At 60.1% G+C, this 14,221-nt stretch carries 9 protein-coding genes and 1 pseudogene; 4 read left to right on the top strand and 6 right to left on the bottom strand.

The features are described 5' to 3' along the window. Window positions 1-2 precede the first annotated feature (2 nt). Entirely contained in the window at window positions 3-866 is an 864-nt protein-coding gene (locus ACSFBF_RS26895; protein ID WP_435460566.1) for a PCC domain-containing protein, read from the bottom strand. Between the two features lie 650 nt (window positions 867-1,516). Next, on the bottom strand, window positions 1,517-2,320 hold the full coding sequence (locus ACSFBF_RS26890; protein ID WP_435460565.1) for an SDR family NAD(P)-dependent oxidoreductase: 804 nt from the start codon (window positions 2,318-2,320) through the stop codon (window positions 1,517-1,519). A 214-nt stretch (window positions 2,321-2,534) separates the two neighbouring features. On the opposite strand from ACSFBF_RS26890, the gene ACSFBF_RS26885 reads away from it, so the two are divergent. Together ACSFBF_RS26885 and ACSFBF_RS26880 are read left to right on the top strand one after the other, a co-directional pair. Next, on the top strand, window positions 2,535-3,413 hold the full coding sequence (locus ACSFBF_RS26885; RefSeq protein ID WP_435460564.1) for an IclR family transcriptional regulator: 879 nt from the start codon (window positions 2,535-2,537) through the stop codon (window positions 3,411-3,413). 118 nt (window positions 3,414-3,531) lie between these two features. Further along, window positions 3,532-4,809 carry a bifunctional O-acetylhomoserine aminocarboxypropyltransferase/cysteine synthase gene (locus tag ACSFBF_RS26880; protein ID WP_435472387.1) on the top strand — a complete coding sequence of 426 codons (1,278 nt, stop codon included), beginning with the start codon at window positions 3,532-3,534 and terminating at the stop codon, window positions 4,807-4,809. Window positions 4,810-5,470: 661 nt separating this feature from the next. On the opposite strand, the gene ACSFBF_RS26875 is transcribed toward ACSFBF_RS26880, so the two are convergent. The 3 genes from ACSFBF_RS26875 to ACSFBF_RS26865 all read right to left on the bottom strand — a co-directional run bounded on the left by ACSFBF_RS26875 (window position 5,471) and on the right by ACSFBF_RS26865 (window position 11,489). Next, a complete protein-coding gene (locus tag ACSFBF_RS26875; RefSeq protein ID WP_435460562.1) occupies window positions 5,471-6,949 on the bottom strand; it encodes an efflux transporter outer membrane subunit in 1,479 nt (492 codons plus the stop codon). 89 nt (window positions 6,950-7,038) lie between these two features. Beyond that, complete coding sequence (locus ACSFBF_RS26870; protein ID WP_435460561.1) at window positions 7,039-10,209, bottom strand: efflux RND transporter permease subunit; 3,171 nt, start codon at window positions 10,207-10,209, stop codon at window positions 7,039-7,041. Further along, window positions 10,209-11,489, bottom strand: a complete 1,281-nt coding sequence (locus tag ACSFBF_RS26865; protein WP_435460560.1) for an efflux RND transporter periplasmic adaptor subunit — start codon at window positions 11,487-11,489, stop codon at window positions 10,209-10,211. Before ACSFBF_RS26865 ends, ACSFBF_RS26870 begins: the two co-directional genes overlap by 1 nt. 194 nt (window positions 11,490-11,683) lie before the next feature. Between ACSFBF_RS26865 and ACSFBF_RS26860 the strand changes: the two genes are divergently transcribed. Further along, complete coding sequence (locus ACSFBF_RS26860) at window positions 11,684-12,373, top strand: response regulator (RefSeq protein ID WP_435460559.1); 690 nt, start codon at window positions 11,684-11,686, stop codon at window positions 12,371-12,373. Then, window positions 12,373-13,473, top strand: coding sequence for an ATP-binding protein (locus tag ACSFBF_RS26855; RefSeq protein ID WP_435460558.1), 1,101 nt, complete (start codon window positions 12,373-12,375; stop codon window positions 13,471-13,473). The genes ACSFBF_RS26860 and ACSFBF_RS26855 overlap by 1 nt, the downstream gene beginning before the upstream one ends. Window positions 13,474-13,877: 404 nt before the next feature. On the opposite strand, the pseudogene ACSFBF_RS26850 reads toward ACSFBF_RS26855, so the two are convergent. After that, a pseudogene (locus ACSFBF_RS26850) lies at window positions 13,878-14,078 on the bottom strand (transposase domain-containing protein); the annotation flags it as partial. Window positions 14,079-14,221: the final 143 nt, after the last annotated feature.

Here is a 14,221-nt window from a genome sequence, read left to right as displayed (position 1 = left end):
TGTCAGACCTCAACGAGGACCAGTTCGAAGCAGATCAAAACGGCGTTTTCCCCGCGGGCGAGATCTCCGAAATGGACATCGCCTCTGGGGTCAATCAGTGCGATGCGCAACTGAGCGCATGGCCCCTCGGCATCGGGCTCCACGTGCCCAGAGATCACAAGGATCTCGGTGGCGATGTCCGATACCCTTCGGCCATCGGTGAACGTTGCACCAACCACACTGCCCACGCTGCCAGCGACGCGCGCCCGGTGGATCCCGTAGCGCTCGCAAGCGCGTTCAATGCTGATTAGCAAATCCTCGTTTGGACGGACTTTTGCGATCACGCAGCGCGACGCGTTCCGGGGCGGTGGGAGCCGCTCCTGCACCGCGCGGGGGCGGAACAAGCTGAAGTTTGTCTCCGCATCGAATTCAACTGACATTGCGGCATTGCCCAGACCCCAAGCTGTCGCTGGCGTGTCTTCGCACACCCGCACGCAGTCGTTATGCAGGTGGCCGCCTTTGACCCTGCCTTCGTCATCCGTCCACAGCGCGTGGCAATGCACGAATGGCTGGCCATCCTTCTCACCGAAAGTCGCCACCGCCAACAGGACGCGGACCGGTGCGTCGATGCGGTGGGTCGCGCTGTAGAACGCCACGTGCTCGTCGTCGTCCGTCTCGGTCGGCCGAACATAGTGCAGGGCGTGCACATCGAAGTCCGCCATCCGAAGCGTCCCACTGCGAATGCCTGCGTGATGCATCCCCTGGCTGATTCCTGCAAGCAGAGTTGCCCCAGCGGCAACGTTGAAGCGGACGCTGTGCAGCGGGCCCTCTATGGATTCCAGTCGCTGGGTCTCGGGAGTTCCTGGTTGTACGAGGGTGGTGAGCATGGTTGTCGGGTGAGGAGCAATTAGGGCCGTGAGCTAAAGCTTGGGTGCTTGACTAGTGAAACCATATTGTGGACTTTTAAATGTTATTTAAAGTCCATAATATGGATTCTTGATTTGCTGCTGCGCATCTGCCAAGAACCGACTTTATTCCTAGAAAACAGCTAGGAATCTCGGGGTTTACCATGGGTTTTCATTTCAAATCACTTGGCAAGCAAGAAAATAATTTATATATAAATCCATAATATGGACTTTTATTGATCATCTTTCACATGGTCAAAACTGGTTTTTGGACTCAGGTCGGAGCGGCTCCATGTGACTGGCCGCCGAGCCGCCGAGGGGTGGAGTCGGGCGAGCTCGTTTAGCTGTGCGCGTTGTCGACCGCATTGGAGAAATTCGCCTGCCCGTCACCACCAAAGGCGATCGCGTGGGCGGTCCTTGCGATCAACAAGCTGAGCTTCGGATGTCGCCCGGTGGCGTGATCAACCCATGACCCACCGCCACGGATCAGCGGCTCACGTTGGCGTGGCGATGCGTCGCGCGCGTGGACATGCCAGCTGGTGTTGGCCCGCGCTGGGCGGGTGCAAGGGTCGACGAACGTGCAACCCCTCTGCCAGGTGTCGCCTCGACTGGGGTTTCGTGAATGGGTGGTGTCAGCCCAGAGGAGCGGTGGCGCAACTTTGACCGCCATCGACCGGAAGGCAGACACCGGTGATGAACTTGGCTTGGTCTGACGCCAGAAACACGGACGCGTTAGCGATGTCCCATGGATCGCCCATGTGTCCCAGTGGCACCATTCGATTGCGCGCAGCCAGCATCTCTTCAATCGATGTGTACTGCGAAGCGATTTGCTGGTAGATGAGGGGCGTGTCGATCGCGCCGGGAATGATGCAATTGGCTCGTATGCCTTGTCTCGCGTACTGCATGGCGATTGCGACCGTCGCTTGGTTGACGGCCGCTTTGGATGCCGAGTACACGAAGTACGGGTAGCCAGTCCATCGCAAGGCTGCCAATGAAGAGATGTTGACGATGACGCCGCTGCCTTGTTTGAGCATGTGCGGCACGGCTGCCTTGACCGTGCGAAACACCGAACCCAGGTTCAGATCCAGCGACAACTGGAAGGTGCTTTCATCCAATTCCACGGGGCCGCCCATGTGGGTCACACCGACGTTATTGTGAAGGATGTCCAGGGTCCCCGAGAACGCCAGCGCAGAGCGCGTGGCGGCTTCGACCGATGCCGAGTCCCTCACGTCGCTATGAACGGCGATGGCCCGATGGCCTTCGCTGGCGATGACCGCCGCGGTGGCCTTTGCCGCGGCAAGGTCGATGTCCGCGCACGCTACGCAAGCGCCCGCGCGCGCATAGCCAACCGCCGTGGCCTTTCCATTGCTCCAGCCGTCACCCTTGAATCCAGCGCCGAATACAAGGGCTGTTTTGCCCTTAAGGGTTTGCGTCATGTTGGAAGTCCAAGTCAAATTGGCTAAGGCGCGTAAAGTCCATATAATGGACTAAATATAAATTCTTGATGTCGACCATACTGGGACTTCGTGCGGTTGACGTAGGCGTTAACCCTAAATTCCCTTGGGGGCAGGTCGAAAATCGGCCTGATAGCAGAAAATTGGCAAAGTTGGAATATCCATAATATGGATCAAAAAATCTCACGGAGAAAAGATGGAGAACCAGGAAAGACGAGCCCGAACTGCTGCAGGCGGCGCTGCCCCCGATGGGGCTCAGGCTATCGACCGGGCCATCGCCGTCCTGTTGCACGTGTCCAAGCTGCACGCGGCAGGCGCTTCACTCGGTCAACTCGTGACGGAGAGCGGGCTCAAGCAGCCGACGGTACACAGATTGCTGCTGGCGTTGATTCGCGGTGGACTGGTCGAGCAGGACATCGCAACCAAGCGTTACCACCTGGGTTATGAGAGCTACGTGCTCGGAGAACTCGCGAAGGATCGGTTCGGCATCCATCAACTCGCGCAGAGCAGCGTCGCGCGTCTTGCCCAAGTGTCTCAAGACACAGCGTTCTTGACCGTTCGCCGAGGACACTTCACCGTCTGCATGCACCGTGAAGAGGGCGACTATCCCATTCGCGCTCATGTGCTGTCGGTTGGCGACCGGCACCCTTTGGGTGTGGGTGCAGGGAGTATCGCCATCCTGGCTGCATTGCCAGATGAAGAAGTTGATTCGATCCTTGCCGACAACGCCCTCATCTATAAAGAAAAGTATCCGGCCATATCTGTGGACAGCCTGAAGACGCTCGTGGTCGAAACCCGGGCGAGGGGATTTGCAGCACACCGCGGTCTGGTGCACCCTGGTTCTTGGGGCATCGGCGTCGTTGTTTATGACCAGTTCGGTCAACCCAATGCGGCGCTCTCCATCGGCGCGATCGACACCCGGTTGCCCGAAGCGCGCCAGGAGTCTCTGGTACCGCTCATGCGAGAGGAAGCGGAGAAGCTGCGCAGGAAATTGATGGCGAGAACGAAGCCCACGGTCGCCGACGAGAAAAAGGTGCCGACTCGTGCCGAACAGGCAAGAAAGCCATATCGCTGACGACGTTTTGCGGCCTGTCTCGACAGCGCAGCGTACGCCAGCCAAGTCAAAGATTCTTCACTGATTCGCATGAGCCGTCGGGCGCAACGCGGTCATGTTTCAGCCCACCGGAGACCCTATGAAACTGGAAACCATCACCATCCACGGCGGCTACAGCCCCGACCCGACGACGAAGTCCGTCGCCGTGCCCATCTATCAGACGGCCGCTTACGCGTTCGACGACACGCAACATGGTGCGGATCTGTTTGACCTGAAGGTCGCGGGCAACATCTACACGCGCATCATGAATCCGACCAACGACGTGCTCGAGAAACGAGTCGCTGCATTGGAAGGGGGTGTTGGCGCATTGGCCGTTGCATCCGGCATGGCGGCGATCACGTACGCGATTCAAACGGTCGCTGAAGCCGGTGACAACATCATCTCGGTTGCAAAGCTCTATGGAGGCACGTACAACTTGTTCGCGCACACCCTCCCGCGTTTCGGCATCACGACACGTTTTGCAGGCCACGACGATGTGGCGGGCATCGAGGCGTTGATCGATGCAAGGACAAAAGCAGTGTTCTGCGAATCCATCGGCAACCCCGCAGGCAACATCGTGGACATCCGAGCCTTGGCCGACGTGGCGCACAAGCACGGCGTCCCGCTCATCGTCGACAACACCGTGGCCACGCCGATGCTGTGCAGACCGTTCGAACACGGCGCAGACATCGTGGTGCACTCCCTCACGAAATACATGGGCGGTCATGGCACCAGCATCGGTGGCATCGTTGTCGACTCGGGTTCCTTTCCCTGGCGCGAGAACGCAGCCCGATTTTCCATGTTGAACACACCCGACCCGTCATACCACGGCGTCACCTACACGGAAGCATTTGGAGTTGCCGCGTTCATTGGAAGGTGCCGTGTCGTGCCGTTGCGCAATACCGGGGCCGCGCTGTCGCCGTTCAATGCGTTTCTGATCTTGCAGGGTTTGGAAACGCTTGCGCTACGGATGGAGCGTCACACTGAGAATGCTTTGAAGGTTGCTACGTTCTTGCGTGAGCATCCCGCGGTGTCATGGGTAAAGTACGCTGGACTGACTGACCACCCCGAGCATGAATTGGCCAAACGCTACATGGGGGGGCGGCCGGCCTCGATCTTGTCGTTCGGGGTAAAGGGAGGGCACGAAGCCGGCGCGCGTTTTATTGATGCTCTGAAATTGTTCGTCCGCCTGGTGAACATCGGCGATGCCAAGTCCCTGGCCTGTCATCCGGCTTCAACAACTCACCGCCAACTCGACGAGAAAGAGCTTGAAGAGGCGGGGGTTCCACGGGACATGGTTCGACTGTCTGTTGGGATTGAGCACTGCGACGATCTTTTGGACGATCTCACACAGGCGTTGGCTGCTGCCGCCGACTAGCAAACATCGGCACGCGTCCCTCGACGAGCAGACAGTTTTACGGTCTCCATCCAAGAGAATAGCGCAGTCTGCGCTGTGAACCGAAACACACGGGAGGACCTATGGTGGGCATCTGATGAGTTCGGCGGTTGCGGCTGCGACGCCTCATCTGCTGGTCCTAGGTGATAGGCCGTCTTTAAGGCGCACGTCAGCGCTGCTGTCCCGCGGGCAGGCGCCTTAGAACCTGCTCCGATTCGGTCGGCGAAGATCCGAACCGACTCCCTAAACTGACGCAGGTTCCCGAGAGCTTTCACCAGACCCTTGACCCTATGGGCGGTAAGGCCGTGCATCCTTATCCGCACTTTCGCATTCGCGCAGTTGCGATTCAACTGGCGCGACTGGGCCTCGTCGGGCCCCTTTCGCTGCTGGCTGCACGTCCAGCCCGGCATGGCGAAAGACGATCCGAGCGGGGCAGCGGGCGCTGGCTACCTGCCGACCTGGTGGCTCGACTTCTGCGTGGCGGCCCCTCTGATCGTCTCCTCAGTACCCTCTGTTTTCGCTGATCGAGGGTGTGCAGTATTGACTGGTCGTTGCGCACTTCGATCGCGTGCATCATGAACTTGATCGACGCAGAGGAGGGTTAAACATTGCCGGTTATAGCTCAAGCGACGCAAAGCCGTACTCATTCGGCGCTGGACAGACGCGGCCCGGTATAGGAGTCAGTGACGGCCGGCGTTGACGTATCGATCTCACCGTCCCAACCGCCACCCAGAGCCTTGTTCAGCGCAATGTACTGGGTGGTGATCAGCACCCGACTCTGGATCAACGCATCTTGCGACGTGTAAAGCGAACGCTGGGCCGTCAGCACATCAAGGAAGCCCGTGGAGCCGGCCTGATAGAGGAGCTGGGAAAGGCTCGCCGCTTGGCGGTAGGCATCGACCGAGGCCTCCAGATTCTGGACACGCGCCGTCTCCTGGGACAGGCCGACTGCAGCGTTCTCCACATCTTTCAGCGCGGCCAATACAGAGGACTGGTAGGCGATGAAATACTGATCACGCTGGGCCCGGGTGATATCCACCGTAGCCTTCAGCTTGCTGCCATTGAAAAGCGGAAGTGTCACGGACGGACCGAATGACCAACCGATCGAAGAGTGCTTCGCCAAGTCGCCGACCTGTTTGCCAGAGGTCGACAGACTGCCGGTCAGGCTGACGCTCGGGTAGCGCGCCGCTTCTGCCTGGCCGATCTTGGCCGTGTATTGGGCGTATTGGCGTTCAGCCAGCAGAACGTCCGGACGGGCGAGCAGCACGTTCGCAGGAATGCCGAGCGCGATTGGCAACGGTGGCGTGGGGATCGGCTCAACCGCCTGCAGACGCTGCATCAGCGCAGCCGGTGCCTGGCCCGTCAGGACAGACAGGCTATGCACGGTCTGTGCGTAGGAGCTTTCCAACGTTGGAATCGCCGCCTTGGTGGTTTGCGCCTGGCCTGTAGCATTGGCCGCATCCAGGCCGGAAGATGCGCCTGCGTCAAACTTGACTTGCGTGATCCGTGCTGTCTCTTCTTGCGATGAGACGGTGTCGCGAGCCAATGCCAGACGAGTCTGGTAGCCGCGCGCCTGAATGTAGTTGGACGTGATATCGCCGATCAGGGTGAGCAGCGTCGAACGCAGACTCCACTGGGCGGCGTCCACGCCATATCCCGCCGCTTCGACCGCGCGCCTGTTGGCGCCAAAAAGGTCCAACTCCCAACTCGCATCGAACCCCGCCTTGAACGTATTGCCGCCTGAGGAGGTCGTGAGACCGGTAGATGTCGTGCCGGTTGTCCCGCCGGACGCAACGCCGTTGCTGACGGACCGCGTTGCGGACGCTGTGCTCGTCAACGATGGGACCAACGAGCCGGCCGCCTGGTTGTAAGTGGCCCGAGCCTCACGAATCTTGGCACTCGCGGTAGCCACATCCAAATTGCCGGCTACTGCCTCGTCCACAAGCGCATTCAAAAGCGGATCGTCCAGACGCGTCCACCATCGGGATAGGTCCGGTGCGGCGGACGACAGTGTGCGATCTTGCGTCGTGGCCCATTGGACGGGCAATGTGACCGGCGGTGCGTGATAGTCAGGGCCCACGGCGCAGCCGGCCACAAGGAACATGCTGACCAGCAACGTCATGACGGGTGCGCAGCGTTGGGGCAGGGAGTGGGGGGGGCGGGCGAGACCATGCGTCGCCGTCGCCTTCGTGCTGATCATTTTCCGTTTGCTCATATTGGGTTCGTCACATCACCGGCGGCAGGATTCTTCGCAGGCAATCCGTTGTCTGGTTCAAGATCGGGAGACGACTGCCGTTTGAAAATAGCGCGCACGCCTACAAAGAGCAGTGGCACGAAGAAGATCCCCAGCACGGTGGCGGCGATCATGCCGCCCATCACCCCAATGCCGATCGACCGTTGCGCGCCGGAGCCAGCGCCGGTGGCCAGGGCCAGCGGTGCGACGCCCAGGATGAAGGCAAACGAGGTCATCAAAATGGGGCGCAAACGCTGCTTGGCAGCTTCCAGCGTGGCTTCGACCAATCCCGCGCCGCGCGCTTGGCGCTCCAGCGCGAACTCCACGATCAGAATCGCGTTCTTCGCCGCCAAGCCGATCGTCGTCAGCAGGCCGACCTTGAAGTACACGTCATTGGACTGGTCGAAGAGCAGGGCTCCCAAAAGTGCCCCGGCGATCCCGATTGGCACCGATAGCATCACGGCGAAGGGAATAGACCAGCTCTCATACAGTGCGGCCAAGCACAGGAAAACCACCAGCACTGAGATCGCGTAAAGCGACGTGGCCTGACTGCCCGACATGCGCTCCTGGTACGACAGCCCCGTCCATTCATGGCTATAGCCTTTGGGCAGCTTTGCGACGAGTCGATCAATCGCGCTCATGGCTGTGCCCGAGCTCACGCCCGCAGCGGCTTCCCCTTGAATCTGGAGGGCAGGCAAACCGTTGTATCGCTCCAGTCGAGCAGGACCAAAGGTCCAATGGCCGCTAGCAAACGATGCAAACGGCACCATGGCGTTGCTGGAATTGCGTACATGCCAGTTGTCCAAATCTTTGGGTTGCATCCGGAAATCGGCATCGGATTGCACGTACACCTTCTTGACGCGCCCCCGATCAATGAAGTCGTTGACATAGTTGCTACCCCAAGCCGTCGACAACGTAGTGTTCACGTCGGCCAGGCTCACGCCCAGCGCACTCGCTTTCGCCGGGTCGATATCGATGGCGTACTGTGGCGTGCCTTCCTGCCCGTTCTGGCGGGTGTTGCGCAAGCTCGCATCCTTGGCTGTGGCGCTGAGCAACTGATCGCGGACGGTGCTGAGTTGTTCGCGGCCCAACCCACCAGCGTCCTGCAAGTAGAAGTCGAATCCGTTGGACGAACCAAGGCCTTCGATGGCAGGTGGCAAAAGGACGAATACCTGGGCATCCTTTGTCGTGGCGAACGCCGTGGTGGCGCGTGCAGCGAGCGCGCTTGCGGACAAGCTCGCCGACTTGCGCTGGCCGAAGTCCTTCAGGCGAACGAAGACGATGCCAACGTTCTGGCCCGCGCCGCCGAACCCGAAGCCCGAGACTGCCATGACGCCGTCGACGGCATCCTTTTCCTGCTGGAGGTAGTAGTCCGTGACCTGGTCCAGCACCTTTCGCGTTCTGTCCTGCATCGCCCCAGCCGGCAGCTGTACGGACGTGATCAGAATGCCTTGGTCTTCAGAGGGCAGGAATGAACTGGGCAGGCGCGCGAACATCCACGCCATGACAAGCACAATACCTACGAAGGCAATGAAAAAGCGCTTCCGGCGGGTCAAAATCTTCTCTACGCCGCTACGATAGCGCTGCGAGCCGCGCTCGAACGTACGATTGAACCAGCCAAAGAATCCGCGTTGCGGGCCATGAGGCTTCGGGGGTTTTAGGACCGATGCGCACAGCGCCGGCGTCAGGATCAAGGCAACCATGAGCGACAGCACCATGGCTGAGACAATCGTGACCGAGAACTGGCGATAAATGATGCCGGTCGAGCCTGCGAAGAATGCCATCGGCACAAATACGGCTGACAGCACGACTGCGATACCCAGCAGTGCACCGGTGATTTCCTTCATTGACTTGCGCGTCGCTTCGCGCGCCGAGAGGTTCTCTTCGGCCATGATGCGTTCAACGTTTTCCACCACTACGATGGCGTCATCGACGAGCAGGCCGATAGCGAGCACCATCGCGAACATCGTCAGCGTGTTGATTGAGTACCCGAAGATGGACAAGACCCCGAAGGTTCCAAGAAGAACCACTGGAATGGCCAGGGTAGGGATGAGCGTAGCGCGTACGTTCTGAAGAAACACAAGCATCACGACGAACACGAGCACGATGGCCTCTACCAACGTTTTGGCCACCTCTTTGATAGAGAGCGTCACAAATGGCGTCGTCTCGTAGGGATAGACGACCTCCACGCCAGCGGGTAAAGTTGTTGCGAGCCCGCTGATCGCGGCCTTGACAGCCTTGGCGGTGGTGATGGTGTTCGCGCCGGTTGCGAGGTTGACGCCGAGGCCCGACGTCGGCTTGCCGTTGTAGGTCGCGCTGCCGGTGTAGCTTTCGGCACCAATCTCGATGCGGGCAACATCTCGAAGAAGAACAACCGACCCATCGGTAGCGCTTTTGAGAATGATGTTGCCAAATTGCTCGACCGTCTGCAGACGGCTCTGGGCTGTAACCGTCGCGTTGAGTTGTTGCCCCTGGCGCGCGGGTTGCGCGCCGAGCTGGCCGGCCGATACCTGGGTGTTTTGCGCCTTGATGGCAGTCTCGACATCGCCGGGCATCAGCGCATGCTGCGCGAGACGCTCGGCGTTGAGCCAGATCCGCATGGCATAGCCGGAGCCGAACAACTGCGTCTTGCCGACCCCGGGTACCCGTTTGATCGTCTCGTTCAACGTGCTGTTGACGTAATCGTCCAAGTCGGTCGCAGTGAGCTTGCCATTCGTCGAGACGAAACCGATCACCATGAGGAAGCTGGACGACGACTTGGTCACCGTCAGCCCCGTGCTCTGCACAATAGACGGCAGCAAAGAGGTGACGAGCTGGAGTTTGTTCTGCACCTGCATCTGGGCTACATCTGCATTCGCCGCGTTGCTGAAGGTCAGCGAGATTTCCACCGACCCTGCGGAGTCGGAGGACGCAGACATGTACTGAAGATTGTCGAGACCCGTCATGCCCTGCTCGATGATTCGGGTGACCGAGTTTTCGACGGTCTGGGCATCCGCACCGGGATAGCTTGCGTTGATCGATATGGTGGTGGGCGCGATCTCCGGGTACTGCGATATCGAAAGCATGCGGAGTGCCATCAGGCCTCCCAGCATGACGACGATGGCGAGGACCCAGGCGAAGACCGGTCGTTTGATAAAGAATTCCGACATTACTGGCCCCGGCTCGCCGTATCGCGTTGATTGGAGGTCGCCAATGCGGCAGAGCTGGTGAGGGCTTGAGCATCGCTCAATCCCGCCGGCGCCTGCTGACTGTGGGAGCCGCCCTGGTTAGCTTGACGGATCTGGCCCGTCGCCTCATCTATCGCCACGCTGACCGATGTGACCGCATCTCCTTCACGGACACCCTGACTGCCTTCCACAATCACTTGGTCACCGTCGGTCACGCTGTTTTCGACCACCCATGCGTTGCCGATAGAGCGACCGGCAGTCAGCACGCGCTGCTCCACCTTGCCGTTCTTGAGAAAGAGCGCCGTTGCTTCGCCGCGCGCATTGCGGCTGACGGCGCGCTGAGGAACGAGAAAGGCCTGCGGCGCCGCCCCCTTGTCGACGACGGCGCGCACATACATGCCGGGCAGCAGCAGGCGGTCCGGGTTGGCAAAAGTCGCGCGCAGCGTATAGGAGCCTGTTGTGGTGCTCACGCTGGACTCGGCGAACGCCAATTTGCCTGTCAGTGGATAGACCGTGCCGTTTTCTAGCTTGAGCGTCACGTCGATGTGTGCGCCGGAGGCCTTGATGCGTCCGGCCTTGATCGCCTGGCGCAGATTGAGCAAACTGGAGCTGGTCTGGGTCAAGTCAATGTTGATGGGGTCGAGCTGGTGGATGGTCGCAAGCGCAGTTGCCTGGCCCGCGGTGACAAGCGCACCAGGAGTCAGTGACGATTTGCCGATGCGCCCGGAAATAGGCGCGGTCATCGTGGTGTAGTCGAGGTTGATCTTCGCCGTCTGTACAGCGGCCTGGGCTGCGGAAACACCGGCCCGGGCCTGTGCCAAGGCCTCGACCGCTGCTTCGTAGTCCTGCGTGCTGATCGCCTTCTGGCTGACCAGGTCCTTATTGCGATCGGCTTTGGCCTGTGCGCTGGGTACAGCGGCTTGGGCTTTCAAGAGCGCAGCGACGGCACTGTCGTAGGTGGCCTGATAGGTGGCCGGATCGATTTTGTACAGGGCTGCGCCCGCCTTGACCTCGCCGCCCTCTGTGAATAGGCGCGTCTGAATGATGCCGCCGACCTGAGGACGGACCTCCGCCTCCAACGACGCGACAACGCGCCCGGCCAATTCCTCCGTGAGCGGAACCGACTGCGCATGCAGAGTCACGACGCTGACAGTAGGCCTTTCTTGCGAAACGGAGGCGCCGTCGTCGGCTTGCTTGCATGCTGCAAGGGCGAGAAGCAGCAATGCCGCTGCGGTGGTCCTGACTGTCGTGCTGCTGTTCATTCCTGCGCCAAAATTTTTCCGTGATAAGTCTTTTTGCCGTCTTGGGTCCGGGTAGCGTCCCATGCGGCCTGCGCATCCTCGGTGGGATGGACTCAGGAAGTGTTGGGGAATCGTGGAGAGTTGGTGGAGGCAAGTCGTCCAACCTCGACGCGGCGCCGTCCGTAGTCCGACAATGTTGGTACTGAGGCCCAACCGTGAACAACTCGCTCATCCTTATCGCTGAAGACGAACCAGAAATCGCCGAGATACTCGATGCTTATCTGACGCGGGAGGGTTTTCGTACCTACCGGGTCAACGACGGTCAAACAGCCATCGAGGTTCATCGAGTGCTGAAGCCAGACTTGGTGTTGTTGGACGTCAAGATGCCGAAGATGGACGGATGGGCTGTGCTGGCCGAATTGCGTCGGCGCGGCCACACGCCGGTGATCATGCTTACCGCCTTGGACCAGGACATCGATCGCTTGCAGGGCTTGCGCTTCGGCGCAGACGACTACATCGTCAAGCCTTTCAATCCTGTGGAAGTTGTCGCGCGCACCCAGGCGGTGTTGCGCCGCGCCGGGGGAGTCATTTCCGTGAGCGTGATCCGGTTGGGTCGGTTAGAAATCGATCTGGAGGGCTATGCGGCGCGCGTGATACACGAAACAGGCGACGTCCCTCTTGGTTTGACGCTGACCGAATTCCGGCTGCTGGCGCACATGGGCAAATCACCGAGCCGTGTTTTCAGTCGAAGCGAGCTGGTCGACGCCTGCCTGCCCGGGGGTGATGCGCTGGAGCGGACCGTAGACAGCCACGTCAGCAACCTACGCAAGAAGCTCGACCAGGCCGGAGCGCATGGAATGATGATGGGTACGCGCGGTGTGGGCTACCGACTGACGGAGGCCTGATGTCCGGCCGACTTAGCCGCCAGATCGTGCTGTCGATGAGTCTTGTATCGGCAATCACGACAATCATCGGATTTGTTGGCTCGTTCATCGCCTACGCGCTGCTTTTCCGGTTTCTTCCCCCACCTCCGGGACCTCCGGAGACCTTTCTTCCGCAAGGCCCCGACTACCTGATTGTTGCGATGTTCCTGATGCTGGGATTGATCGCGGCCGTGGTCATCGCGCTGCGATTGACTCGGCGCATCCTCACCCCGCTTAATTCTTTGGCGGAGAGCGCTCGCAGTATTGCGGCGGGGGATCTTGCGGTCCGGGCAAACCCCGGTGACAGGTCGCTTGGTGAAACGGCCCATCTCGTCGATGACTTCAACGTCATGGCGGCAAAACTGCAGGACATGGCCGCGAGCATGGCTTCGTGGAATGCGGCCATCGCTCACGAATTGAGAACGCCACTGACGATCTTGCGGGGCCGATTGCAGGGCGTCAAAGATGGCGTCTTTCCGCCGAGTGAAGAACTGATCCACGGCCTCTTGGCTCAAGTGGAAGGCTTGTCGCGGCTCGTTGACGATTTGCGCATCGTCACCTTGCAGGACAGTGGCCACCTGGAAATGCGCATCGAACCGGTACACGTCGGCGCCGAGGTTCAGCGCACGGTCGATTCCATGAGCCCTGCACTCTTTGAGGCCGGCCTGGCGGTCGAGGTGACTCAATCGGACATCGTGCTGCGCTGCGACGGCGCACGGCTGCGACAAGCCCTCATGGCGCTTCTCGACAATGCGCGACGTTATGCCCAACCCGGTAAGCTCAAGGTCGAGCTTGAGGCGACCGCCAGCCATGTGGTGCTGAGGGTAGAAGACGAAGGCCCGGGTCTCGCGCCTGAATTCGCACGCCAGGCATTCGATCCCTTCATGCGCGATGAGCCGTCACGTCTGCGGCAATACGGGGGATCGGGGCTCGGATTGGCAGTTGTCCGGGCGATTGTCTTGGCTCACTCAGGCGAAGTGCAATATCGAAGATCTCCCGTGGGCGGGTCCATCTTTGAGATGAAACTCCCGTACGCGGTCGGAAAGCCGGCACAGTTTCGCGCATTCAAGGTTCCACCGTGAATGGCGATCAGCCTGTTCATTGAAAATCGGCTGTTCTCGCTTTGCTCAGGCTCAACGGCATTGGACAGCGTGCCCAGATCAAACACCCTGCGACCGGGCACCGATTGGGAGCTGTCTGTCAGGCGACACGAGAAACTGACCCCCGGGGGGTCAGTTCCTGATGTCGCTTGACACTGTCGGCAATCGCCCCGGCGTTGCGGTCCATTCCGTCGTGAAAATACGGTACGTGAGCCGCAGACTGCGGGTATGAAATCTCTGTGGCCGCCGGTGCCTGCGCGGCGGCGGATCCGCAGGTACATCGAGGCGCGCTGAGAAGCGTGGCGCTGATCGAGTCCATCACGCCGTAAGCAGTCAATAAACCACGCCCTTGCGCGTGGTGTCAGAGCCGATGCGCGCAGGACGGCCTACGCGCCGCCGAGTTCAAGGTTCCAGGGCAGCAGCGCCTCGTAGTCGTCGACCGTCTGCGCCAGCGGCAGCTTCTTGAACAGCGCGACGAGATACCGATAGGGCTCGATGTTGTTGGCCTTGGCGGTCTCGATCAGCGAATAGAGATTGGCGCTCGCGTTGGCACCGCGCACGGTGTCGGCGAACAACCAGCTGCGGCGTTCATGCTCTTATGTTCATGAACGCCGTAATGCGAAGTGCGCTTTTATGCGAAGTCGGGATGTCGATACTGCAATCAGGCCGAGGGACAGGGAAGAGCTTGCGCCCATGATGGCTTTGCATAATCACAGTGCCTGCAGGAACG

This window comes from Variovorax nivicola (assembly GCF_051216475.1).
Lineage (GTDB): Bacteria > Pseudomonadota > Gammaproteobacteria > Burkholderiales > Burkholderiaceae_C > Variovorax.
Note: the sequence above shows the minus strand (reverse complement) of the source record. Positions and strands in the feature narration are given on the sequence as shown.

Bases quoted from the DNA above. Each gene is read 5' to 3' on its own strand.
- ACSFBF_RS26880 (WP_435472387.1), top strand. From the start codon at position 3,532: ATGAAACTGGAAACCATCACCATCCACGGCGGCTACAGCCCCGACCCG.
- ACSFBF_RS26885 (WP_435460564.1), top strand. From the start codon at position 2,535: ATGGAGAACCAGGAAAGACGAGCCCGAACTGCTGCAGGCGGCGCTGCC.
- ACSFBF_RS26865 (WP_435460560.1), bottom strand. From the start codon at position 11,489: ATGAACAGCAGCACGACAGTCAGGACCACCGCAGCGGCATTGCTGCTT.
- ACSFBF_RS26870 (WP_435460561.1), bottom strand. From the start codon at position 10,209: ATGTCGGAATTCTTTATCAAACGACCGGTCTTCGCCTGGGTCCTCGCC.
- ACSFBF_RS26895 (WP_435460566.1), bottom strand. From the start codon at position 866: ATGCTCACCACCCTCGTACAACCAGGAACTCCCGAGACCCAGCGACTG.
- ACSFBF_RS26890 (WP_435460565.1), bottom strand. From the start codon at position 2,320: ATGACGCAAACCCTTAAGGGCAAAACAGCCCTTGTATTCGGCGCTGGA.
- ACSFBF_RS26855 (WP_435460558.1), top strand. From the start codon at position 12,373: ATGTCCGGCCGACTTAGCCGCCAGATCGTGCTGTCGATGAGTCTTGTA.
- ACSFBF_RS26875 (WP_435460562.1), bottom strand. From the start codon at position 6,949: ATGACGTTGCTGGTCAGCATGTTCCTTGTGGCCGGCTGCGCCGTGGGC.